The organism is Nitrospirota bacterium, from assembly GCA_023229435.1.
In the GTDB taxonomy this organism is placed as follows: Bacteria; Nitrospirota; UBA9217; order UBA9217; family UBA9217; genus JALNZF01.
Map to the genome: position 1 here is coordinate 214,261 of JALNZF010000001.1, position 24,557 is coordinate 238,817.

19 protein-coding genes and 1 tRNA gene are annotated in these 24,557 nt (G+C 48.8%); all 20 read left to right on the plus strand.

Annotated features, from left to right (window positions below; genetic code table 11):
• The first annotated feature begins 27 nt into the window (after positions 1 to 27).
• Positions 28 to 104, plus strand: a tRNA-Arg gene (locus M0R70_00895).
• 207 nt (positions 105 to 311) lie between these two features.
• On the plus strand, positions 312 to 959 hold the full coding sequence (locus M0R70_00900) for a PEP-CTERM sorting domain-containing protein (GenBank protein ID MCK9417917.1): 648 nt from the start codon (positions 312 to 314) through the stop codon (positions 957 to 959).
• A gap of 66 nt (positions 960 to 1,025) precedes the next feature.
• The gene (locus M0R70_00905) at positions 1,026 to 1,181 is read left to right on the plus strand and encodes a PEP-CTERM sorting domain-containing protein (GenBank protein ID MCK9417918.1); all 156 of its coding nucleotides are present in this window, start codon (positions 1,026 to 1,028) and stop codon (positions 1,179 to 1,181) included.
• A gap of 439 nt (positions 1,182 to 1,620) precedes the next feature.
• Positions 1,621 to 3,645 carry a diguanylate cyclase gene (locus tag M0R70_00910; protein ID MCK9417919.1) on the plus strand — a complete coding sequence of 675 codons (2,025 nt, stop codon included), beginning with the start codon at positions 1,621 to 1,623 and terminating at the stop codon, positions 3,643 to 3,645.
• A 1-nt stretch (position 3,646) separates the two neighbouring features.
• Positions 3,647 to 5,317 (plus strand): ATP-binding protein, encoded by a 1,671-nt coding sequence (locus tag M0R70_00915; GenBank protein ID MCK9417920.1) that lies wholly within the window; start codon positions 3,647 to 3,649, stop codon positions 5,315 to 5,317.
• Positions 5,310 to 5,663: an STAS domain-containing protein gene (locus M0R70_00920; GenBank protein ID MCK9417921.1), complete on the plus strand. Its 354-nt coding sequence runs from the start codon at positions 5,310 to 5,312 to the stop codon at positions 5,661 to 5,663. The genes M0R70_00915 and M0R70_00920 overlap by 8 nt, the downstream gene beginning before the upstream one ends.
• Before the next feature lies 1 nt (position 5,664).
• Positions 5,665 to 6,888 (plus strand): HD domain-containing protein, encoded by a 1,224-nt coding sequence (locus tag M0R70_00925; GenBank protein MCK9417922.1) that lies wholly within the window; start codon positions 5,665 to 5,667, stop codon positions 6,886 to 6,888.
• Between the two features lie 1,158 nt (positions 6,889 to 8,046).
• Positions 8,047 to 9,765, plus strand: a complete 1,719-nt coding sequence (locus M0R70_00930; GenBank protein ID MCK9417923.1) for an Ig-like domain-containing protein — start codon at positions 8,047 to 8,049, stop codon at positions 9,763 to 9,765.
• 609 nt (positions 9,766 to 10,374) lie between these two features.
• Complete coding sequence (prsT, locus tag M0R70_00935; GenBank protein ID MCK9417924.1) at positions 10,375 to 13,140, plus strand: PEP-CTERM system TPR-repeat protein PrsT; 2,766 nt, start codon at positions 10,375 to 10,377, stop codon at positions 13,138 to 13,140.
• Between the two features lie 294 nt (positions 13,141 to 13,434).
• Positions 13,435 to 14,235 carry a polysaccharide biosynthesis/export family protein gene (locus M0R70_00940; GenBank protein MCK9417925.1) on the plus strand — a complete coding sequence of 267 codons (801 nt, stop codon included), beginning with the start codon at positions 13,435 to 13,437 and terminating at the stop codon, positions 14,233 to 14,235.
• A gap of 9 nt (positions 14,236 to 14,244) precedes the next feature.
• Complete coding sequence (locus tag M0R70_00945) at positions 14,245 to 15,486, plus strand: Wzz/FepE/Etk N-terminal domain-containing protein (protein MCK9417926.1); 1,242 nt, start codon at positions 14,245 to 14,247, stop codon at positions 15,484 to 15,486.
• A gap of 224 nt (positions 15,487 to 15,710) precedes the next feature.
• Positions 15,711 to 16,433 carry an XrtA-associated tyrosine autokinase gene (locus M0R70_00950; protein MCK9417927.1) on the plus strand — a complete coding sequence of 241 codons (723 nt, stop codon included), beginning with the start codon at positions 15,711 to 15,713 and terminating at the stop codon, positions 16,431 to 16,433.
• 45 nt (positions 16,434 to 16,478) lie between these two features.
• Complete coding sequence (locus tag M0R70_00955; GenBank protein MCK9417928.1) at positions 16,479 to 16,982, plus strand: UpxY family transcription antiterminator; 504 nt, start codon at positions 16,479 to 16,481, stop codon at positions 16,980 to 16,982.
• A 125-nt stretch (positions 16,983 to 17,107) separates the two neighbouring features.
• Positions 17,108 to 18,352: a TIGR03016 family PEP-CTERM system-associated outer membrane protein gene (locus M0R70_00960; protein MCK9417929.1), complete on the plus strand. Its 1,245-nt coding sequence runs from the start codon at positions 17,108 to 17,110 to the stop codon at positions 18,350 to 18,352.
• Between the two features lie 138 nt (positions 18,353 to 18,490).
• Entirely contained in the window at positions 18,491 to 19,636 is a 1,146-nt protein-coding gene (locus M0R70_00965; GenBank protein MCK9417930.1) for a sugar transferase, read from the plus strand.
• 123 nt (positions 19,637 to 19,759) lie between these two features.
• Positions 19,760 to 20,761 (plus strand): Gfo/Idh/MocA family oxidoreductase, encoded by a 1,002-nt coding sequence (locus tag M0R70_00970; protein ID MCK9417931.1) that lies wholly within the window; start codon positions 19,760 to 19,762, stop codon positions 20,759 to 20,761.
• Positions 20,758 to 21,231 (plus strand): N-acetyltransferase, encoded by a 474-nt coding sequence (locus M0R70_00975; protein ID MCK9417932.1) that lies wholly within the window; start codon positions 20,758 to 20,760, stop codon positions 21,229 to 21,231. Before M0R70_00970 ends, M0R70_00975 begins: the two co-directional genes overlap by 4 nt.
• 118 nt (positions 21,232 to 21,349) lie before the next feature.
• Positions 21,350 to 21,709, plus strand: coding sequence for a four helix bundle protein (locus M0R70_00980; protein MCK9417933.1), 360 nt, complete (start codon positions 21,350 to 21,352; stop codon positions 21,707 to 21,709).
• A 126-nt stretch (positions 21,710 to 21,835) separates the two neighbouring features.
• Positions 21,836 to 23,056, plus strand: coding sequence for a DegT/DnrJ/EryC1/StrS family aminotransferase (locus tag M0R70_00985; GenBank protein MCK9417934.1), 1,221 nt, complete (start codon positions 21,836 to 21,838; stop codon positions 23,054 to 23,056).
• Positions 23,053 to 24,420 (plus strand): B12-binding domain-containing radical SAM protein, encoded by a 1,368-nt coding sequence (locus M0R70_00990; GenBank protein MCK9417935.1) that lies wholly within the window; start codon positions 23,053 to 23,055, stop codon positions 24,418 to 24,420. Before M0R70_00985 ends, M0R70_00990 begins: the two co-directional genes overlap by 4 nt.
• The last annotated feature ends 137 nt before the right edge of the window (positions 24,421 to 24,557 follow it).

The window sequence follows — 24,557 nt, forward strand, 5'->3', positions numbered from 1 at the left end:
CAATTCGCCATTATCAATTTAATCACTGCCCCTGTAGCTCAGGTGGATAGAGCAGCGGTTTCCTAAACCGCGTGCCGGAAGTTCGAGTCTTCCCAGGGGCACCATTAAATAAAGCCATCAGATACTCTGATGGCTTTATTTATTTGAATCCATAGCAGTTGCTATAATATTGTCGGCTTTTCTTACATAAAGGTGATTTGAAAAGAGTAAAATAAAAATATAATATAAAAACAATGTGTTATAAAATGGCATATATACTGCAATAGTAGTAATGAAGAAATAATAATTACGTTATTGAAAGAGGATACTTCATGAAAAAGCATTTTAATTTAACACTATCGGCGCTGATACTGGTAGCTGCACTGTGTATGTCACCGACAGCTATGGCGACTACAATAAACGTCGATGATTGGATTACGCTTATTGCTTATAACAATCTCGACAATGCCGGTATAATGACCTATGCGGTGTCAGAGAGCAAAGACGGATTCGTATCAGGTTCATATGACACATTTTGCATTCAGGAACATGTGTACATCTATCCAAATACGTGGTATGAAGTAAAGGGTATCTCAAACAGGGTAGGTACCAATGGCCCTCTTCTTAAAGAATCGGTTGATTACCTTTTTTATAGGTTCGCGAGTGGAGAATACGCTGATGAGTTAAATGACAACAAGATAAATCAGGCCGATCTGCAGAAGACAATGTGGAGTCTGCAGGTATCAGGTTCTTATCATGGATTAATCGGGACTCCTTGGTCCCTTGATCTGCTCAATTATAACAATTACACATATTTGCAACATTCCTGGGGAACTCAGGTGCTCAATATTGTCGATAGTAGCAAACGTGATGTTCAGAACCAGTTGTACCATCAAGTTCCTGAACCGGCAACCATGCTGCTTCTTGGATTTGGCCTGGCTGGTATGGCTGGCTTGAGGAGAATAACAAAGAAGTTCTAATATTATACCCAATGAGCTGTCTTGGGGATACGATCAATATTGGCAATAATAAGACAAGGAGGCAGTATGAAGAAAAATCTATCGGCAGCGATAATTATGGTCATGAGTATCCCCTCACTGGCGTTAGCTGGTGTGGCTACAGTGCCTGAACCAGCATCGATGGTTCTTTTTGGCGCAGGTCTTGTTGGGGTGGGGATCATGAAAAAAGTATTTAAAGGCTAAATGAGTGAAAGACAATAAAAGCCAAAAACAGGGGTGTTCTTTCGAAGAACACCCCTGTTTTTGGTTGCTCATTGCTTGTTAGCTGCATGAACGAAGAAAGCAACGTGCTTCTCCAAAGGGTAATTGCAAACACTATATATTGATATAAAATATATTGACGCACTACATGTATTGTGTTAAATATAACAAAGTAATAATAATGATTACTCATCAAAAAACAAGACGTTAACAGAGGAATGAAGGCATGAAAATGCAGTGTACTCTATATTGTAAACTGAGCGTGTAATTCTATTTATGATCTAATTTACATGCACTGCTTTGCACGCGCTCATCGAAAACGGCATGCGTTTACTGCAGAATTTGACATGTCCACTCCTCAGAATTTAGGGCATAAAAAAGTTGTTCAACGACGAAAGCGTGGAACGTCGGAGGCAGAGTGGTGAGCGCGATTACTGAAGAACAGCTGAAAGATCTCTTCACGACCGAGACCTGGCAGGACCAATTCACCGCTCTTTCCGATAGCCTTGGATATTCTCTGAGCATCTATTCACCGGATGGGACGCTTATCTTCGCTCCAATGAATACTCCTCCCTTTTGCCAGGGGTTTTGCTTGTCTTCCGCATCATTCAAGTCGCAGTGTGAGTCATATTGTCATCCAATCATGATGAACACGATCGCGAAGGGGAAACCCGATGTCTTCAAGTGTTATTCAAAGATCATGTGCTTTTCTTTCCCTATCGAATACCTGGATGAACATGCAGTGGTAGTGGGTCATGGCTCGTTCTCTTCGTTCGAGGATTTTCGCGAATGCATGAATATCCTGGAGTCCAGCGATATCGACACGATTTCCATAACAACACCGCTCACCTTTACCAGCGCCCAGCAAACCTGGAAGGTCATGGGTTTTGTTGCCGACTCCGTGGGACGGCTTATCAATAATGCCCGGGAAACGGTTACGCTCAAGAGCAAGATCGAAAGCCTGAAAAGCATTATTGGAAAGTGGGGTGCTTCGGCAGAGGAACGGCCGGAAACGCTCTATCAAGAGATGATAGACAAGTTGTCCTCACTGCTCGACATCGAAAGCATTGCCATCCTTGTTTTTGACCGCAAACAGAAAAACTATGTCAGCCTCTATAGTCTATCGAGAAGCTGCGGGACGACCGGGGCCATTACCATCAACGAGCACGATACGATCGTGCAGGAACTCAACAGCGGAAAACCGTTTGTCCTTTCAGCAGAACCCGTAAAAGATCCCAGGGCTGACTTTCTGAACGGCATGGGTGCCCTGTATTTTTTCCCCATCATGGTTTTCAAAAAATTAGAAGGGATCCTGCGCATAACCGACAGGGTTCTCAAAGAGAGTGACAAACAGATCATTATAGCGTACTGCCAGCAGACGTCACTCTCCATGGAGAACCAGCGTCTGCACCAGGACCTCGATAAAAAATTTGACCGCTTTGCTGAAGTTTCGGAACTGACAAAGACAATAACGCACATTCGGAATTATGAAACATTGCTCCAGACGATCCTTGATAAATCCGCAGATCTGCTCAGGGCAGAGCAGGGGTCACTCATGCTTCTGGACCACGAGACCGAAGACCTTCTCGTGGAAGCGAAAAAAGGCAACATCGAAAGAGTGATGGAAAATCTCAGAATCAATCGGGGTGAAGGCATAGCCGGCAGGGTTGCCGAATTCGGCGAGGCCATCCTCGTTGAAAATCTTGAAAATGACCCGAGGGTCAAGCATAAAAACAGACAAAATTATAAAACGCGGTCATTCGTAAGCGTACCGCTCATGATCGATGATCGCATCATCGGCGTCCTCAATCTGTCGGACAAGACATCCGGCGAGGTTTTTAATGAAGAAGACTTGAAGCTCATCCAGTCCTTTGCGACCCATGCCGCTATCGTTATGGAGCGGAATGTGTTCTTCAATAGGGCGGAGGAGCTTAAAAAGTTGACAATAACCGATCCCTTGACCGGGCTTTTGAACCGAAGATATTTGAATGAACGGCTGAAGGATGAATTGGCACGGTCCGAACGGTATGGACACCACCTCAGTCTTCTCATGCTCGATCTTGACGGGTTCAAATATTGCAACGACACGATGGGGCATCTGTTCGGCGATAAGACACTCAAAGACATTGCTGAAACGTTGTTAAACACGGTGCGGTCAATGGACATTGTGGCACGGTACGGAGGAGATGAATTCATGGTGATCCTTCCCGAGACCGAGGAAACATTGGCGATCGATATCGCGGAACGATTGAGGAGCAATGTGGAGAAGTATGCGGTGCTTCCCCGGAACGCGGCAGGTAAGGGGCCGCATACGCTTTCATCCAGTATCGGCATCGCATGCTATCCCGGGCACGGGAAAACGATCGAACTTCTTCTCGAAAATGTTGACAAGGCGCTTTACCGCGCCAAGAACAAAGGGAAAAACAGGATAGAGGTGTTCTCATAACATGCCATTCAATTCTCTTCAGGAAAAGGATTTTATCGGAAGACTGCAAGAGCAGGCCAACCTCTTCAAGAGGGTGCTTCTTGCGGAGAAGGGCCAGGCGCGCAGCGCTGTTCTCTCCGGTCAAAGGGGCATCGGGAAAACGGAACTGCTCAAGCATTTATTCGGGCAGCTATTCTGGAAGCAGGACCGGGTGGTCCCGTTCTGGTACTCGGTCAATCCAGCGCTGTTGTCGGTAACAGACTTTTCAAAGAACTATCTGGCCCGGTTTATCTGCCAGCGACTCGCTTTCCCAAAAAAAGATCAAGCACTTTTTTATCAGGACGGGATATCAATAGATGACCTGTCCCTTCTCGTGGAGGAGCGGGAGGCTTTCTGGGCAAAGGAAATTCTTGACCAGTATATGCGCTGCTCCGGAGATCCCCTCGATGCGCTTCGTATTGCACTTGCGGCGCCGCATCGCTCGACGCTTTCTACCGGAATGCCGGTAGCCGTTCTGATCGATGATTTTCAACTGATACAGGGGCTCCATCTTGCCGGTGTCCCTGATCAAAGACTGGCATCACTTTTTCAAGAACCGATGACGCACAGAAAAACGCCCCATATAATCTCGGGGAACATGGCCGAACTCCAGGAAATGCCCGGCGTGAGCGGATTGGAGCGGATTCAGGTGTATCCGCTTGGACCCGAGGCGACCTCGTCGATGGTTCTTTCTCTCCTGAACGAACATGAGGCCGAAGGCAGCATGCCTCCTCTTCTTATTCGTCATCTCGGCGGAAACCCTTATTATCTCGGGTGCATCGTCAACAGGGTGTGCGAGAAGAATAATCCCGGTGAAAAGGATTTCTGGAATGCCTACATTCAGGAGATCATGGAAGGAACACTCGCCCACTCCTGGTCATCGGTCTTGAAGAGCTTTTTCCTGGATCTGGGACAGAGGAGAACCGCCCTCGCAATAACCTCGAAGATCTATCATACCTCCGAGGCGCTTTCCTGCCAGCGGATCGCGAAGGTCTTTGCGCTGACGGACAGCCAGGCGCATGCCATTGTGCAAGCATTGTATCTCGCTGGATTTATTCGCGGTGAGTTTGGTACGTTCAGGGCAATGGACGATCGGGTGTTGCGTGACATTGTCGATAGTCTCTTCATGAGGGAGATCCTGGCAAAGTCCGCCCACGATCTGGAGGGGCACTTCATTGAAGCGTTGGTACCGCAAAAGGAAACGGCCGTGTATTTTGAAATGACCTTGCCGATTGCCAGAGATGCGGAGCTTATTGTTGCCCAGAGTCTGGAGCAGATCGGTAAAAATCTGAATATCAATCAGGAAGCCATAGGTCAGCTGCAAATAGCTGTTATCGAAGCCTGTATCAACGCCATGGAACACGGCAGGGGCATGGATGATAAAGTCTATATCAGCATTACCGCTGAAGATGACCATCTTGAGGTGTCGATAGAAAGTGCCGGACAGGAGTTCATCATTCAGGAAACGGGAGAACCTTACCGGGACCAGGAGGCCGCGAAAACAACAGGAAGGGGATGGGGTTTAAAATTAATTAAACGCTTTGTCGATCAAGTCAAGTTTGAAAAAACCAAGTACGGTACGAAGATAAAGCTTGTCAAAAAAATCGAGAGATCTGCAGGCATACACAAGGAGGATACCGTAAATCATGAGTAATTTTTCTCTGTCATCCAGATCAGAACGGGACATAGACGTCATGATGCCCAAAGGGTATATCAATAACATCGGGGCAGAACGTCTCGAATCGACGAGTGAAAAGTTTATCGACAAAGGATCGAAGAAGCTTGTTGTTAATTTTTCCGATGTTCAATTTATCAACACCATCGGCCTTTCAATATTTTTAAGCATTGTGCAGAATTCGCTGGAATCGAACAGTATGCTCTGTTTCACGAATATGAAAAAAGACCATCGCGAGATGTTCGAGATGGCGGGATTGATAAAGCATGTTAAAGTCTTTAAAGATGAGAAGGACGCTCTCGATTATCTGAACGGGAGATCCTAAGATGTCCGCCGGGAAACTGCATCTCAAACGACTGTTGTTCAGTATTGCATCTCTGGTTGATCTCGGACAGGAGGCAACGTCCTCAAAGGACCTGTCGTTAAAAATGAAATCGGCACTCTACGTCATTACGGGAACGTTTTCCGTGCCGGCGGCGGCGTTGTTCGTTTATCATCCTCAGCAGAGAAGTCTCGAACTTCTCGTGGAAAAGGGTTATAAAAAGAGAGCGCTCCAGGAGATTACCTTATCTGTTTTGCCTCAGCATATTGGTCGTTTTACTCCAAACGAACCGCACTCCGTTCATGAGATGGCCAAGAGCTCATTTTACGAACGGAACGACAAGGTATTTTCGCAGCTGAATACAAAACTCTTCATTCCGCTCTTTGCAAAAGATGAGTTTGTCGGGGCTATTTCTCTCGGCAAAAAACTCGGTCGGGCCGCATTCCGTCAGAGCGAGAAAGACGTTCTCCGCGTTGTGGCGCATCAAATGGCGATAACGCTGTATAATGCGATGTTATTTTTAGAACTCACCAAAAAAGCCGTAGAAAACAAAAAACTCTATGAAAGCATGCGGCGCATTTACCATGATACCATCCAGGCATTTTCCGCCGCCATTGACGCCAAGGATGGGTATACCAAGAACCATTCCTACCGTGTGGCATGTTATGCTGTCGCCATCGCGCGGGAACTGGGATGGAAAAAGAACGAGGTGGAGGGTATCTATGTTGCCGGCCTGTTGCATGATATCGGGAAGATCATCATTGACACCAGGGTCATCAAAAAAGGAGAAGGGCTCACAACCCCGGAGATAAACGAGATCAGAAGACATCCTCAGATATCGTACGATATCCTTTCAAAAATAAACTTTCCGTGGAGAAATATTGAACAGTTTGTTCTGCATCATCATGAACGGATGGATGGGAAGGGATATCCCGATGCGCTCAGGGCAGTTGAGCTGAGCGAAGGAGAAAAGATCCTCACGCTCGTTGATGCCTTTGACGCTATGACAACGGACCGGCCGTATCGGGACAAACTGGGGCTCGATGAAGCATTTCGTGAAGTAATGAAATGCGGCGGCACGCAATTTGACGAGCAGATCACGAAGACGTTCTTCAATTTATTGCATAAAGAAATGAATGGAGAGGTTAAAAAACTGCAGATACTTCCGCATTTGCAGCAGATTGATGTAACCAGCTTCAAGGACAAAGGATCGGGCAACGGAGTGTGATCAGACGTAAGTATCCAAAAAAAGAAAATATCTGTTAAAGAAAAAACACCACGTAAGCAAGTCGAGAAAAACGCAAAGGATGAAATCAGATAAGCGCGGGTTAAAATATAACAATCATTTCTGAAAACTGGTTATATTATCTTGGAATGTCTGAAGAGGCCGATTTTCTTCGGTCTATCACGGCTCTTCTATCGTCGCCACTTCTCCTCTCAACGCCCTTGTAGCTTGGATCATAAAACTTTCTTCGATTTTCGACGGATCGTCTAAGCATAGGATGTCTTAATCGCTCCTTAATGTATGTTTTGGGTTTGATTAATTAGATGCAAATTCAATGCTATTACATAACATATTGATATTATAAATAATACATATTTATTTTCAATAGAGATATTCTATTGTGTAAAATTTTACGTCACTTTTGTCAGCCTTAACTTTACAGTTAAGGCTGTCCACTCGCGAAATGTGAATTCAAATCGCTGTTGAAGATTGTCAAATACCAGAGATATTTTTATTTGAAGCGGCGCTGTATATTGACGCAATGATGAGATGAACAATTAACTCATGAAATTTCTGAATAAATATAGTGGATAGTTGATACAAAGTCAAGAAAAGTTTAAAATCACAGTAAAAGTTTTTCAGCTCGTAGTTTTATGTATATATCCTGCCATCTTTGTTGACTCTGCCTCTCCCCGAAAGACTTCAGCGTGTGTCCATTGCTCGTTTTTTGATACATTCGTACGATGTTTCGGAAAACAAAGCAGCTCTCCTGGACACGGACCAGTCAGATAACCGGTAACTAATCTGCAACCGATCTAATCCATGTCAGCTCATAATAAGGGCGTCCATTCCCGTCATCATGTTCTCTTTAAAGGTATTGATGTTAAAAGAAAATAATGTTATATTGTTAAAATTACGAGATGGGAAAACAAGGGAGCATATTCCTCCTCCATTGGATGATGAGTAGTTACTCAAGAATCAAATTATTCTAACAGTGCGGATAAATCTCAAGCCTTCGACAGAATAATGGGATGTGCCGGATTGTCAGGATGTTAAACATGGTTACGATTTTATCCTGAGATCCTGTCCAAAAGCTTTCAGGCCTGCCCCGTCTTGTGCGGGGTGTTCCCCGGTCAGGCTGGGCATAGAAAGGGATGGATTATGAAGAAACGATTTCTGGTCTCGCATGCAGTTATTCTTGCCGCTCTTGCGATCGTGTCGTGCAGCAGCAGGCATGTCGCTGAGAAACCAGACACGACATTGCCCTCCATTATGGCAATATCTCCCGCGAATGGCGCGACTGCCGTTGATGTTGCCACGGCGGTCACATGCACGTTCAGCGAGGCCATGAACGCATCGACGATCAATGAGGCGACGTTTCTGCTGGAACGCGTGACAAGCACTGCCACGACAACGATTGCCGGGACCGTGACGTATGATGCTTTGAACAACGTTGCAACATTCACGACGATTAGCGCACTGGAGCACAACACCCTCTATACAGCGACTATCACCACGGTTGTTACGGATGCTGCAGGGAACGCCATCGCCCCTTCTTTTTCATGGTCCTTTACCACGATTCCTGCCCCCGGCGCCCTTGATACATCTTTTGGAACGGGCGGAATGGTCACGACAGCGCTTGGTTCCTCTGCGGATAAAGCATATGCAGCATATGCAGCAACTATTCAAATGGACGGGAAGATAGTCACCGCGGGATATTCCATCTTGACTATGCAGCCGAACAGTACGACTATCATTTATTATCATTATTTCACGATCGCGCGATTTCAACCAATCGGTGCGCTCGATACGACGTTTGGCTTTACGCAGAATGGCTGGTCGGATGATATTGTCGGGACAGCCAGGGCTGTGGCAGTGCAGTCCGATGGAAAGATCGTGGCGGCCGGAGATACCGGCGCAACAGAAATCTTAACGGATGTCACAACAACCCTAAACAGATATAATTCGACCTCAGATTTTCTCATTGCGCGCTACAATGCAAACGGAACACTCGATCCAACATTTGGCCCTCAATCAAGCGGTACCGTAACGTGCGACATGAGTTATGATTTTGATGTGGTCCGTTCACTGGCAATTCAGACAGATGGGAAGATCGTCGTGGCCGGTGAGGGAAAAAACTCGGGTTCGAACCAGTCTGTCTCTATTGTTGCACGCTTCACTCAGGCTGGCTCATTGGACGCATCCTTCAATTCAAACGGTAAAATTGTATCGACGCCCTCTATAACATCTTCTGCGGTTGTTGTGAAAATACAACCAACCGACGGTATGATCGTGGTTGGAGGAAACATGCAAGACGCAAGCGGACTAAAATCATTATACCTCTCCCGCTACGATTCGAACGGCGCTCCGGACCTATCGTTCAACTCCGGGATGGCGACCGCATCTCCTGGTACGGATCCCGTTCTTGCCGATATCGCGATACTTCCGGATGGAAAGATCATCGTTGCCGGTACGACAAACGAGAGCACTAATGCTGACGTGTTTCTGATGAGATTCAATGCCAATGGCACGCTGGACACGACATTCGGCACGGACGGGACTGTCATCTCGGATGACATGATGCATGGCAATGAAGTGGCTGCGGGTCTTGTTGTACAGGCGGACGGAAAGATCGTTGTTGCGGCGACGTTCCAGTCAGTCGTGGGAGTTATATTGACCACAGATTTCGCTCTGTTCCGCTATAGCGCAGATGGCGTGCTTGACACGACGACGTTTGGAAATGGCTTTGGCATGGTCACAACCGACCTTAGCATTGGAAATGACGACTCTGCTTCCGATGTCCAGATCCAGCAGGACGGCAAGATCGTTGTTGTTGGAACGGCATCGAACGCTATTGGAATGGCCCGTTACTGGCCGTAGCTGAGAAAGGGAGTTGGCCTGTCAACCAAAGGTAATTAACACTCCTTTGGCGAGGTTCACAACGGTCAGGCCCCACTCATTGAGCGGGCATTATAACCTGTAGAATGCCGGATTATTTTTTGAATTTAATTGCAAAGAGGCCAAGGCTTAAAAGGCAGATACCTAACAACAACATAGTGCCGGGTTCGAGAACACGCTTTACCATTCCGAACTCCGAAAATGGCGTCAGATATATTTTTGTTTCACCTGCGTCTTTAGCGTACGCAGTGATGAATGTCATCAAGGTAGTTATCATTTATTTATACGTGGTAGAAACCTAATACCATATTATTATTTTAGCAAGGTGAAAGAAAAAATAAACATATATTTTGGTATTGACAGCATGAATTAGTCGGCATATAATTTATCATTATTTTTAATAAATTCAACTGCAATGAAAGCCTTAATAAGCGCAATTGGCTTATAGAGAGAGTAAATGCAATGATAATGCCAAATTATATTGTATTGATATTTAATACTATTTTTAAATACAAAAAAAGAAAAACGCTGAGTGTAAAGTGCACCAACAGGGTTTGGGGGGGGGACGTCTTGTCTTTGCAGGGAGTTAAAATGTATAAATTATATTCACTTCTTATGCTATTGCTCATCCTGTTTAGCGGTTGTACGGACAAGCATAAGACGAAGGAACAGCTCGTAAATGACGGGATCAAACTAGTCCAGGACAAGAACCCTCGCGGCGCGATCATTCTTTTCAAGAATGCCCTGGAAAAAGACCAAAACTATTTTGAGGCCCGCTTCCAGCTTGCCAGGGCATATACTGCTGTTGGGAATTTTGAGGTGGCGGAAAAGGAGCTCCAAAAGGTACGAAGACAGAATCCCTCCTCCCGGGATGTTCAGATCGAGATCGCCAGGGTCATGGTGCATACCAATCGACCTGATGACGCACTGAAAGAACTCTCCTCCTATCTGAGCGATAAGGCGATTGATTGCGATGCGCTGGAGATAGCGGGATGGGCGCGTGCCATGAAGGATGACAATTCTGCAGCCGTCATGCTGCTTAATAAGGCCGTTGCGCTGTGTGGTGCAAACACTGTTTCACCCGCCCTTTCGCTCGCCACCGTATATGTCGCTATGGGGAACGCGCCGGAGGCGGAAATACAACTGGCAAAGGTCATGGAAAAAGAACCGGAGAATAGAAAGGCGCTTTTTCTGCTTGCCGATATTCAAACACGCCGCAAGGACGGAGCGGCCGCCTTAAAGACGCTGGACCGCATCATTCAGGCCAACCCCGGCGATATTGAAGCGCTGTATCGAAAGGGGCTGCTCTTTATTGAGAGCAATGACTTTGACAATGCCCTTGCCATCTCAAAGGACATAATCAAGCAATCTCCCGATTGGCCGGAAGGCCATCGTCTCCAGGGGTTCGCCCTGTTCTTCAAAAAGCAATATAGCGACGCCATTGCGCCGCTCCAAAAAGCGCTCCTTCAGCAACCGAATGCAGGGACCTATTACATCCTCGGCCTCACTCATTATTACCGGAATGAATTTGAACAAGCGATAAATCAATTCCAAAAAGCCCTTGATCTTCAGCCTGCCTTTACCCGTGCGCGGGTGCACCTCGCATTGCTTCTCTTGAACAAGAAAATGGCGGATGAAGCCATTAAGGAAGCGAAGAAGGTTCTGGCACAGGATGATGAGAACGCCCTGGCGCACAACATTGTCGGCAGCGCGTATTTGCTGAAAGGCAATAATGCGGAAGGGCTTGCGGAACTGAATAGGGCCCTCGAGCTTGACCCTTCTTTAGCGGACGTACATATCAAAAAAGGGCTCGTGGCCATGAAACGGGGAAAGAGCCAGGAGGCCGAGTCGGAACTGGCAGCAGCCGTGCGTCTCAAGCCCGAAGCCCGGGATACGAGGCATCTTCTTGCGCTGTACTACCTGAATCATAATGAACCGGTGAAGGCTGTCGAAGTGCTCAAAAAAGGTATCCAGGGCGGGCCTTCGGATGCGGTTTCGTATTATCTCATGGCAGAAGCCTATCTCCGGCAAAATAACGTAAAAGAGGCCACGGCCTTTTTCGTGAAGGCGAAGGAGGTCGATCCGAAATATGACCTTGCCTATCTCAAGCTTGCGTCAATTTTCGTTATGCAGGATAAGCATGAGCAGGCGGTCCAGGAACTTCGCAGTCTGGTGGAGCATTCACCGGACAATGTACAGGCCCTGCTTCTGCTCGCTTCTCTCGCGGAAGCAAATGGGGACGAACAAGAGGCCCGCAAAACCTATCTCCGGGCGGCTGATACCAAAAAAACAGATGGCATCGTCGCAGCGGCGCGCTATCTGCAAAGAACAAACGATACCGGGCAGGCGCTCAAGGTCCTGAATGAAGGGATCAGCAGATCCCCCGCGGACATCGGCCTCTACGAGGTAAAAGGAAGCATCCTTCTCGCGGACAGGAAATTTAAAGATGTTTTGGCAGTGGATGATGCCATTGAACGTCTCAACCCGCAGGCTGGATTCGCGTATACGGTGAATACGTATATTGCCATGGGAGAGCCTGCCAAGGCGCTGGAGAAGGTGCGGGCAGAGATCAGAAAACATCCCGAAAATCCGAACCTGAGTGCGGAACTCACGCGGATCCATCTCCGTATGGGCAACAGGAAAGAGGCGGAAGAAAACGCCCGCGAGATCATCCGGAAAGATCCGGATTCTCCCATCGGATACCTGACCCTTGCTCTTGCGTATCAGAACAGCAATGAGGTCGATAAGGGAATCGAGGTGCTGAGGAACGCAAACAAGCGAAATGACGCCTCGCTCGCTTTTATGCTCGGGGACCTGTACTCGATCAAGAAAAATTATGTATTGGCCCTGGAACAGTATCGCAAGGCGGAGAAGGCAAAGTCGGGTTCCGACCAGGTTCTTTTCCGGAAGGGGACCATCCTGCATGCCATGGGGAAGAAGAAGGAGGCTGAAGTCGAATACCAGAAGGTGCTCCGGCTGTCCCCCAACCACGCCATGGCGCTGAACAACCTCGCCTATCTCTATTTGGAAGAGAACAGGAGCCTTCCCCAGGCACTTCGGTATGCCACGCGGGCTTTTATGATCGCACCCCAGGATGATTCCATCCGGGACACGCTCGGGTATGTGCTTCTCAAGAACAACAGGATCGACCAGGGATTGAAGATGCTCAAAAAAGCGTCGGAGAGCAGCCCGAAGAATCCCAGTATTTTGTACCATCTGGCCCTCGCGTATAAGGCGAACGGAGACTCGTCCAAAGCCAAGGAGAATCTTCAGAAGGCGATCGCACTCGGGGAATTTCCCGAGGATCAGGATGCAAAAGCGTTGCTGGAAAAGATCAGGAAGAATGGAACGTCATAACAGGTTGCTGAAAAAGTCATTAGAGTGGTTCGACAAGCTCACCACGAACGGATAAAGAACAACAATTTCAATGCCCGTTCCGTTCGCCGTTCTGAGCGCTCTGCTGAGCGAAGTCGAAGCACCGTCGAAGGGTAAACGGAACGGGCATTCAGCAGCCTGTTAAGGTGCATTGAGATGCAAAAGGCGGATGATCGGGTTCCAGGTTCACGGTTCAACGTTCGAACATTTACAATGCAACCCTGAATTTTGAACCTTGAACCTGACTCCTGACTTCAAAGAAAGAGGGTAACCATTATGAAAATAAACATATTCGTTATTCTGCTCATACTCTTGTTTACGTCGTCGGCATCGGCAGCGGATTATCTTATCGGGGAAGGGGATACGCTTGTTATATCCGTCTGGGGCGAGAAGGACCTGACCCTCCCGGTGATCGTCCGCCCTGATGGAAAAATCTCGATCCCCACTGTGGGTGAAGTGACAGCCGCTAATTCCACGGTAAAGGACCTTCAAACGACGCTGACCGGAAAGATCGGGAGGATCGTAAAAAATCCCATTGTGACGGTCATGGTCACCGGGATCACGAACAATAAGGTCTATCTGTTCGGAGGAGGCGTAAAGTTAGGCGTATTTGCCCTGACCCAGCGCACGAGTCTCCTCCAGCTTTTGTGCCAGATAGAGGACGTCAGAAAGGCGGACCTGAAAAAAGCCTATGTGCTCAGGCGTGGGGAAAAGATCAAAGAGGATTTTACCAGATTGTATCTTCAGGGAGACATGACGGAAGACATCGCCATAGAATCGAACGACATCATCTATATATCGACAAATGTGAATAAGAACGTTTATGTGATGGGGGCCGTGAATACACCGAAGTTTGTCGAGTATCGTGACGGTCTTACGGTCATGGAAGCGATCCTTGAAGCAGGCGGATTCACGAAATACGCGAGCCAGAACGATACCATGATCTATCGGAAAGATGGCGCTCGTGAGGTCACGATATCCGTCAAGATGAAGAAACTGATCAATGACGGCGACATTACTCAGAACGCCCGGCTTCAGCCGGGTGATTATATTGTTGTCAAGGAAGGCATATTTTAGGAGATGGACGTGGAACAAACCCAGGAACTGGACATAAAACGCTATCTGCATCTTATTCTGAAACGGCGATACCTTTTCGCGATGACGGCCGCCTTCATCATTACCGCGGTGGTCATCATAAGTTATTTCATACCGCCGGTTTATGAGGCGAAGACCGTCGTTTCCATCGAAAAAAGCTTTTTAAACGATGTCCTTCTTAAAAATATCGGCGGCACGCAGTCGATCGATGATAAAGCCACGGCACTTTCAACGATCATGAAGAGCAGGACCCTGGTTTTAAAAGTGATCAGCGATCTTGGCGTTGATCTGCAGGGGAAGACCGAGGCGGAGGTTGAGGGCCTCATTAAGAGCACGCAGGACAAGACCCTGATCACGATCGAATTCAGCAAATCGGGCAGGAAGGACGTTGATTTTTTCACGGTGTCTTTTCAACACCGGGACCCCCGCTTTGCGCGGGATTACGTGAACAATGTGGTCAGCAAGTATATTGAGTCGAACATCGGCTCCAAGAGAGAGGAATCATTCGGCGCCAACAGGTTTCTCCTTGACCAGATCAACCAGCACAAGGAGAAGGTGGGCAAACTTGACGCAGAGATCTCGGTGCTGAAAAGAGACGAAAGTATTGTCCTGTATGGCAGATATCTTGAATTGCAAAAGCGGCGCGATGATCTTCTCGTCCAGTACACGGAGGACCATCCCGAGGTGATCAAAGTACAATCCGAGATCGAGGCGCTCAAGGCAAAATACGCCATTTCACAGAAAAAACTGGTGCGCGCTTCAAATGTGATCAACCGGCTGACCGTCCTTGAGCGCGAACGCGAATCCAGCAAAAAGATATTTGACGAATTGACAGCGGCCTACGGCAAATCCGAGGTGTCCACGCAGGCAGAGTTGCAGGACAAAGCGGGAACGTTCAAGATCGTGGATCCCGCGGTGCTTCCCATCGCGCCGGTCAGCCCGAACCGCTTTATGATCATGCTGTTGGGGATCGTTGGGGGGCTCGCGGGCGCAGCCGGTCTTATTGTGCTCCTCGATACCTTTGATGATTCCATTAAGAACGTTGATGCGATCAGGAGTTTAGGCGTCCCCGTGCTTGCAATGATCCCGCATATTCAGGACCCCCATGCATTGATCAAGTCGAGGAGAAAAGACATCTTCTTATACACGTTATCCGGGTTGTACCTCGTGCTTCTGGGTGCGGTCATCGTTCTGGAAAAACTGGGAGTGATCGCCAAGATACTGCATGAATAAAAATCGTAACTATTAAGATTGGCCGCAAAAGAACCCCCGATAACACATTTCGAGGGCAGGCTCCAAGAACTCAACGAAAAAACCAGGAACCAGGTATTTCAGTTTTAATGCTCTCTGCGTTCCTTGCGGGCTTCTCGAAGTGGCCGGTTCATTTTACAGGCCATTCGCGGCTAAAAGATATTGACCTGAGTAGATACTAAAATACTTCTCCAAAAGGAATGACGATGCATCCAAACAACCCCTGTATCATCACGAATGGGAATCCTGACTCACCCATTGCCGAAGAATATAGAAAATTGAAAACCGTAATTCTGCGGATGACCAGGGAGGAATTCCGGAATACGGTCATGGTGACCAGCGCGGTAAGCGGCGAGGGGAAAAGCCTGACCAGCGCAAACCTGGCCATCATGCTGGCCAGGGAATACGGACAAACGGTGCTGCTGGTCGATGCCGATCTGAGAAGGCCTTCACTCCATGAGTATCTCGGCATGGGGTCCCACGTCGGACTTGCCGACTGTCTTGAAGACAGGATAGATGCCGGGAAGGCCATGGTGAAGACCGGGATACAAAAACTCTCATTTATGTCGGCGGGGAAAAAAGTGGAGAACCCCAGTGAGCTTCTTTCATCGCAGCGGATGAGGGAGTTCCTGCTGGAGCTGAAGCACCGATACCAGGACCGGTATATCATTATTGATACGGCGCCGATCCTTCTGTTTGCCGAGACCCAGGCCATGAGCATGCTTGTCGACGGGGTCCTCGTTGTCGTAAAAGAGGGCGGTGTTTCTCTGCAGGGCCTTACCCAGATGTTCGAGGTTCTGAAAGGCGCAAACGTGCTGGGGATGGTGTATAACAATGCAAGTACCACGAGCCTGGGGGGGAAGTATTACGAACACTATCAGCACTACTACCATGACGATCGCCATGGGAAAAAACAGAAGAAACGTTGAGCCAGGCCCGCCGGCAAGGAGGGCGTGGAGCGATCGCTTAATTCGATGATGACTCAAAACTGGTATGCACTCCGGGTACGATCGCGTCATGAATTTGTTACGTCCGAAGAGCTTGGGCGGAAGGACATCGAGAACTTTCTCCCATCCGTTTCAAGAGTGCGTCAATGGAAAGACAGAAAAAAAACCGTGGATTTCCCGCTCTTCCCCGGATATGTGTTTGTTCACCTTGATCCGCTCCCCGGAGCATTTGTGAATGTCTTGAAGACGCGCGGGTCCGTGAGTTTCGTTTCGCTGGAGCCCGGGCAGCCGACTTCCGTGTCACCGGAAGAGATCGCATCTCTCAGGGCAATGCTCATGAGCGGTGAGCAGCTCGATGTTTTCCCGGCATTCAAGGAAGGAACGGCCGTGCGGGTGAAACAGGGCCCGTTGCGCGGCACGGTTGGTATCCTTGCAAAGCGGGAAGGCCGCCAGATGTTCCTTATCAACATCGATATTCTCGGCAGGAGCGTCGGGTTGAAGATCAGCGCCGAGGATGTTGAACTGGCCTGATGCTGGTTTGTCGTTCATCTGATCGATGTCAGGCAGGACAGCTTTGCCGATTTAATCCCCTTGGTTCGCTGTATGTAACTGAGAGGGCGAAGCATTGCCGAATGCATGGGAAGTAACCGTGAACCGTGAACCTTAAACTATCTCTCATTTGGATCTCGGCGATCATCCTCGGCGCAGTGTCGATCATCGCTCCCGCCCATGTCGAAGGTTCTGAATTCCGGGTGCAGCCGAGCATACTCTTGAGTGAAGAGTATAATGACAATGTTCTTCTGACAACGGAGAACCGGTACGATGATTACATCACCAGGACCGCCCCCTCACTTTCCGGAGAGTATCTGGCGCCCAAATGGGAATGGTTTATCGCTGGTAATTATAATTATCTCAACTATGAAAAAAGGACCGTCCGGAATGGCTCCTATTACACGCTGGATCTTATGAACAAGAACAGGATCATGGCAGATGTTCTTTTTTTGGAGGTGAAGGACCAATACTCGAGAGTATCACTGGATGTTTTGAGAGACTACACGCAGGAAAGTAATTTTGTGAACCAGTCGGACAGGAATCTTCTTACCGTACATCCTTATCTTGTGCTGAAGCCGTTCTCCCAGATGTCCGTTACGACGGGTTATTTCTACCTCGACACCTGGTACAAGGACCCGCTCGCCATAGACCGGACAGATCATATCGGCTATGCCGATGCCACGCAGGAGTTGTCACCGCGGTCAGCCGTGCTCGCCGGCGTCAGGCATACCCTGGATATAAATACGATTGAGGATTACACGCAGGACGATCTGTATCTGGGACTGAATTATGAGTACGCGGAGAATTCCACGGTCACGTTCAAGGCCGGCAACAGCTGGTTCGACTACGCGGGCAAAGGCAGGAGCTCCCAGCTGTTCTGGGATGCCATACTCACGCAGCGGTATCCGACCGTTACCATAACCTATGAGACCGGGTTGCGTTTTGTCCCGGACCCCCTTCGCAATCTGCGACGGGAGGACCGGTATCTCGCGACTGTCAGAAAAGATGTCGAGCGGTTGTCCCTGGTTGTTTCCGGAGGATTCCTGGAATATCGCAATGCGGAAAGCAAACACCTGGAAAACACGACGTACCGGCTGACAGGAAAGCTCGGTCATGCCATAACGGCGAAATCAAAGCTCACGCTCGATCTCGCAGCGGAGCGGCTGGACGATAATCAAGCGGGCACGGCCCTGGAAACATATCGCACCGGGGTGGTGTTTGAATATGTAGCCAGGGAAAAGCTGACACTGGCCCTTGAGTACCGGTATACGAATGTCTATTCGCCGGATACTGCTTCGGATACCTACGATAACAACCGGGTCACCGTGTCATTGCGGAAGGTTTTTTAATTTTACTACAGCAGGTTCAAAGTTTGAGGTTCACGGTTCAATGTTGCGAAACCATAAAAACGAACGCGTTGAAGCGCAAAAAACCGTGAACCGTGAACCCTGAACAGGAATAAAATCTCAGCATTAAGGAAATAACCAATGAAAATCCCAGCGCGTAAGAAAAAGCAGGTCATTCTTCCTCAAAGCTCCGAGATGCCCGGTGATGACGAATACAGCTGCTATGAAGAAGATTTCTTTCTGGAGTTTCTTATATTCGAGCGAAGACGGAGCGAACGCTCGGGAAGGCCGTTTCTGGTGATGACCATGGAATTTACCAGGATCCTCGATCTGGAGAGCAGGCGTGAATCCGTCAGGTGGGCAATGCAGACGTTGTCGGTGCTTACCCGGGATACCGATATCAAGGGATGGTACAAAAACCCTATGGTTCTGGGCGTTATCTTTACTGAAATGAACAGCCTTGAAACGGAAACTTTACAGAAAAAGATCAACGAAAGTCTCTCCGCCCGGCTGTCGGCCGAACAACTCGATGACATACAATTATCTTTTCATCGGTTTCCCGAGGATGGAAAGCCGAACAAACCGGGTGGCCCGATAAGCTTCACGTTCTATCCTGAATACCCCAAAAAAGAACGGTCCCATAAAAACGCGCTCAAGATGAAACGGATGATCGACGTTCTCGGCGGTATTGTCGGTCTCCTGATCTATTCTCCCTTTTTCCTGTTGATCCCGCTCTGTATTAAACTGACTTCACGAGGGCCGGTTCTGTTCAGGCAGGAGAGGATCGGACAATACGGAAAAAAATTCATCTTTCTCAAATTCAGGAGCATGTTTGCCGACAATGACGAGGAAGTTCACAAACAATATGTCCAGGACCTGATCGCCGGAAAGGTGTCAGGCGAAACCGGCGATAAAGGCGTCAAGCAAAAAGTGTACAAGATCACGAACGACAAAAGGGTGACTCCTCTCGGGAATATCCTGCGGAAGACAAGTCTGGATGAGCTTCCTCAGTTTATCAATGTGCTGAAAGGAGAAATGTCCCTGGTCGGGCCGAGACCTCCCATTCCGTATGAACTCGAAAAGTATGATACATGGCACCGGCGCCGCGTCCTGGAGGTCAAACCGGGAATCACCGGGTTATGGCAGGTCACCGGGCGAAGTTCAACAACATTTGACGAGATGGTGCGCATCGACCTCCAGTACGCGACAAACTGGTCAATATGGTTTGATGTGAAGATACTTCTGAAGACCACGTGGATCGTTATAGCGGGGAAGGGCGCGTACTAAAGAACAGTGCCTAAAATTCATAAAGTGTCTAAAATGCCTAAAGTTAGAAGTTCACTTTAGTGCACTTAAGCGCACTTTTCTCACCATGCACCATGCGCAGTATTTATCGATCAGGGGGAGATTATGATCAACATAGGAATCATAGGATACGGTTACTGGGGACCGAACATCGTGCGGAATTTCAGCGGAATTGAGGGGGCACGGGTCGCTACGATATGCGATGGGAACCAGCTGTCCCTGAACCGGGCGCGGAAATCCTATCCGAACAGCACGGTAACGCATGACTGCAGCGACGTCCTGAACTCGACCGAGATCGACGCCGTGGCCGTCATCACGCCGGTGTCGACCCATTTTGAACTGGCCAAAAGGGCGCTCGAAAACGGAAAACACGTGTTCGTGGAAAAACCCTTCACCGCGACGGCGGCGCAGGCCGAGGAATTGATCGCGCTGGCGGAGCGGAAAAAGCTGACCATCATGGTGGACCACACCTTCCTGTTTACCGGCGCGGTAAAAAAGATCAAACAGCATATTGAAAAGAAAACACTGGGGGACCTCTACTATTACGATTCCGTCCGGGTGAATTTGGGGCTGTTCCAGCATGATGTGAACGTGATATGGGACCTCGCGGCCCATGATTTCGCCATCATGGACTATCTTGTCGAGGAGCGGCCCATTGCCGTGTCGGCCTGCGGCAAGGCGCATGTAAGCGAGATGGAGGATACCGCATATGTAACGCTCCAGTTCAAGAACCAGATGATCGCCCATTTCAACCTGAACTGGCTGTCCCCGGTCAAGGTAAGGACCACCCGCATCGGCGGCGAGAAAAAAATGCTGGTATGGAACGACCTTGAGGCGGACGAAAAGATCAAGATCTACGACAAGGGCGTGGAAGTGAAGAGCAAGGAGGCGACCTATAAGATGCTCGTCAATTATCGCTCCGGCGATATGCACGCGCCGCGGGTAGAGCAGGTAGAGGCTCTCAAGATGGAAACAGAGTATTTTGTGCAGTGCGTGGAGAATAGCGAGACGCCGATCAATGATGGACATGCGGGCTTGCGGGTGGTGAAAATGCTTGAGGCCTGCAATAAATCGCTCAAAATGCACGGACAACAGGTGATGCTATGAAGTTTGTCTCTATCGCGGACGATGTAAAGCTCGGGAAGGACGTAAAGCTTGCCAACTTTGTGAACCTGTACGGGTGCACCATCGATGACAATACCAAGATCGGCACGTTTGTCGAGGTGCAGAAGAATGCGTTCATCGGCAAGAACTGCAAGATCCAGAGCCACACGTTCATCTGCGAAGGCGTGACCATCGAGGACGAGGTATTCATCGGCCATGGAGTGACGTTCATCAATGATACCTTCCCCCGCGCGACCACTACCAAGGGCGGGCTCCAGACAGAGGCTGATTGGCGGGTGGAACCGACGCTGGTAAAAAAAGGCGCGACAGTCGGATCAGGGGCGACCATTTTGAGCAAGGTGACGATCGGCGAGAACGCCATTGTAGGGGCGGGAAGCGTGGTGACAAAGGATGTTCCGCCGAACACCATTGTCGCGGGAAATCCGGCGAAGGTGGTGAGGAAGATAGAGTAAGTGAGAGAAGTGCGCTAAAGTGAACTAAAGGGATCAAAGTTAAAAGTGCCTAAAGTGCGCTAAAGTGACTAAAGTGAGCTAAAGTGACCAGAGTTAAAAGTGACCTAAAGTGACTAAGATGGAGAATAAAGAGTTTGCAAAAGCGTTGGAAAAAAGAACGAGGGAATTTGCTGTTAAAATAATTCGTTTGTCTGCCAAGCTGCCAAACACTGCTGAAGCAAAGGTCATAAAAAATCAAATCACTAAATCTGGAACATCTATTGGCGCTAATTACCGTGAGGCCAACCGTTCCAGAAGCAAGGCGGATTTTAAGAGTAAGATCAGAATTTGTGAAAGTGAAGCCAGCGAAACGCAATATTGGCTGGAAGTCATTGTCGATGCAAACATGCTTCGTGTGGAAGATGTGAATGCAGAATATGTCGAATGTGGAGAATTACTCGCTATTTTTACAAAGATCGCCAAAACGCTTTCACTTTAGGCAATTTAGTCACTTTAGCGCACTTTAGGGGTCACGTTAATTTACTTTAGGCAATTTAGTCACTTTAGCGCACTTTAGTCACTTATATATTATCACTTTAGTCACTTCACTTACGGGAGGTTCCCCTTGTCCAACGGCAAAATCCCTTTCCTCGATTTAATAACGCCGCACCGCGAGATGGAGGAGGAGTTGGTAGCGATCGTCCGGAAATCCTTCCAGACAGCCGGTTTTATCGGCGGCCCGATGGTTGAAAATTTCGAACGCGAGTTCGCGGCATACTGCGATATACCATACTGCGTTGGGCTGGGGAGCGGTACCGATGCACTGCGATTCGCGCTCATGGCCCTTGGGGTAGGGCAGGGAGACATGGTGATAACCGTGCCGAATACGTTTATCGCCACAACCGAGGCGATTTCACAGGCGGGTGCTTCAATAGCCTTTGTGGATATTGATGAACGGACGTATAACATGGATCCTGGAAAACTCAGGGAATTCATTGAAACGCAATGCACCCGGGGGCCGAAAGGGAGGCCGGTTCATAATAAAACCGGCAAGACGATAGCGGCAATAATTCCCGTCCATTTGTACGGCCAAATGGCGGATATGGACGCCATCATGGAAACGGCACGTGAGCACAGCCTCAAGGTGGTAGAGGATGCGTGCCAGGCGCATGGAGCAAAGTATTTTTCAAAGAAGGAAAATCGCTGGAGGATTGCCGGATCCATGGGTCATGCCGCGGCATTCAGCTTCTATCCCGGGAAAAACCTTGGGGCCTGCGGCGAGGCGGGCGCTGCCACGACGAACGATGAAGCAGTTGCAAAGACGATCAAAATGATACGGGACCATGGCCAGGCCCGGAAGTACTATCATGATATCGAAGGATACAATGGAAGGCTTGACGCGATCCAGGCCGGGATCCTCTCAGCCAAGTTGAAGCGTCTGCCGGCCTGGACCGAAGCGCGCCAGAAAGCGGCGGCCCAATATAACGATTTATTGAAAGGTATTTCAGGTATTACACCTCCGTACGAAGGAGAATGGTCGAAGGCGGTGTATCACCTCTATGTGATACGAACACAGCGACGCGATAAGCTCCAGGCGTTTCTCGACGCGCAAAATATAGCCACGGGACTTCATTATCCCGTTCCATTGCATCAACAGAAAGCGTACATCGGCGCACAGGTGACCTATGGGAAATTGGACGTGACAGAGAAGGCTGCGCGGGAAATCCTGTCTTTGCCCATGTTCCCGGGGTTGACGGAAGAGCAGCAGAAACTGGTGGCCCGGCAAATCAGAGAATATATCAGTTCAGGTGCAGGAGTGACTACCTCTGGCGGAGACGCCGGATGAAAAGAATCCTTTTTGTAGGCGCTGTAGACCCATATTCTCAGGAAGAAACCCATCTTCGGCCTCTTTGGCCGGCATGTCTCGCCGCATATGCGGAAAATAAATTCGGCGAGGGCGCGTTTGAATTCCGCTTTGTAAATGGACGAATAGAAGAGGGAATAAAAGCATTTCAGCCGGACTTTGTAGCGATCAGCACGGTCACCAAGAATTATCCCAACGCAGTCCAGTCAGCGGTAATTGCCAAACAGCATAAGCTGCCGGTGGTGATCGGGGGCATGCATATCACTACCGTGCCGGGCTGCCTTGATAAAAATATGGATGCAGGATGTATCGGCGAAGGAGAACAGACATTCGCTGAACTCCTGCAGATCTATCTTGAGACAGGTTCATTGCAGCCGGCCCGCCTGGCTGGAGTCAAAGGGATCGTCTATCGAAAGAACGGCGAACTGACCATAAATGAGAAAAGGCAACCCCTCCCGGATATGGATCAGATGCCGCATCCAAAACGCTCTGTTGTCGGTTATGGAAATCGTGACTATTTGTACACGGCGCGGGGCTGTTCCAGTAATTGCGTTTTTTGCTCCTGCACCCGCCACTGGGGGACCGTTCGATATGCGTCTCCTGAGTATGTTCTTGAAGAGGTCAGGGAGCTTATCGAGAACGGAGTAAAAATAATCAGATTTAACGAGGATAATTTTGCTTCAAATCATCCGCGCCTGCGCCGTATTTCCGAATTGATCGTTGAAAACGGCTTTCACCGAAAAGCCAGATTCAGCTGCTGGTGCCGCGCAAACTTTGTGACCCCTGATGTGGCCAAATCGCTCAAGGCAATGAACGTTGTTTCCGTTAAAATGGGGCTTGAAAGCGGATGTGACAAGACCCTGAAGTTTCTCAAAGGCGGCGTCACGGTAAAAGACAACTGGAATGCGGTGAACCTGCTGAAGGACGCCGGAATGCAGGTGAATGCCGATTTCATCATCGGCGCTCCTGAAGAGACACGGGAAGAGATGATGCAGACATATGACTTTATAAAGAAATCGCGGGTCGACTTTGTCGATGTGAATGTCCTCACCCCTCTGCCAGGCACCCCTCTCTATGACTATGCAGTAGCAAAAAAGCTCATCACCGATGACACGGATTGGAGCAACATCAACTTCAGTTCTCAAAAAGAATATCGCGGCCCTATTCTTTCGGAGACCATTGACCGGGAACAACTGAAGGCCATCTATGATAAATTCCGCCGTCTGCGTCTTTACAAAACACTTAAGGCTGTGCCGCGGAGTCCATGGCTCGGCGAAATTCCGGGGATTCTTGTCCGTAGGGTGCTTGGAAAGGCCGTTAAAACAGTCAGGCAGATGATCAGGTAAGCGGTTGTAATATTCGCCGGCAGGAATAATGCAAAGTGAAATACAGATAATAAATCCCGCTGACGAAGAAGGTTGGAACACGCTTCTCAGAACAAGTGTGCAGGGCTCTTTCTATCATTCATCAAACTGGGCAAAAG

Bases quoted from the DNA above. Each gene is read 5' to 3' on its own strand.
- M0R70_00940 (MCK9417925.1), top strand. From the start codon at position 13,435: ATGAAAATAAACATATTCGTTATTCTGCTCATACTCTTGTTTACGTCG.
- M0R70_00905 (MCK9417918.1), top strand. From the start codon at position 1,026: ATGAAGAAAAATCTATCGGCAGCGATAATTATGGTCATGAGTATCCCC.
- M0R70_00900 (MCK9417917.1), top strand. From the start codon at position 312: ATGAAAAAGCATTTTAATTTAACACTATCGGCGCTGATACTGGTAGCT.
- M0R70_00975 (MCK9417932.1), top strand. From the start codon at position 20,758: ATGAAGTTTGTCTCTATCGCGGACGATGTAAAGCTCGGGAAGGACGTA.
- prsT (MCK9417924.1), top strand. From the start codon at position 10,375: ATGTATAAATTATATTCACTTCTTATGCTATTGCTCATCCTGTTTAGC.
- M0R70_00920 (MCK9417921.1), top strand. From the start codon at position 5,310: ATGAGTAATTTTTCTCTGTCATCCAGATCAGAACGGGACATAGACGTC.
- M0R70_00955 (MCK9417928.1), top strand. From the start codon at position 16,479: ATGATGACTCAAAACTGGTATGCACTCCGGGTACGATCGCGTCATGAA.
- M0R70_00965 (MCK9417930.1), top strand. From the start codon at position 18,491: ATGAAAATCCCAGCGCGTAAGAAAAAGCAGGTCATTCTTCCTCAAAGC.
- M0R70_00930 (MCK9417923.1), top strand. From the start codon at position 8,047: ATGAAGAAACGATTTCTGGTCTCGCATGCAGTTATTCTTGCCGCTCTT.
- M0R70_00915 (MCK9417920.1), top strand. From the start codon at position 3,647: ATGCCATTCAATTCTCTTCAGGAAAAGGATTTTATCGGAAGACTGCAA.
- M0R70_00970 (MCK9417931.1), top strand. From the start codon at position 19,760: ATGATCAACATAGGAATCATAGGATACGGTTACTGGGGACCGAACATC.
- M0R70_00980 (MCK9417933.1), top strand. From the start codon at position 21,350: ATGGAGAATAAAGAGTTTGCAAAAGCGTTGGAAAAAAGAACGAGGGAA.
- M0R70_00950 (MCK9417927.1), top strand. From the start codon at position 15,711: ATGCATCCAAACAACCCCTGTATCATCACGAATGGGAATCCTGACTCA.
- M0R70_00925 (MCK9417922.1), top strand. From the start codon at position 5,665: ATGTCCGCCGGGAAACTGCATCTCAAACGACTGTTGTTCAGTATTGCA.
- M0R70_00990 (MCK9417935.1), top strand. From the start codon at position 23,053: ATGAAAAGAATCCTTTTTGTAGGCGCTGTAGACCCATATTCTCAGGAA.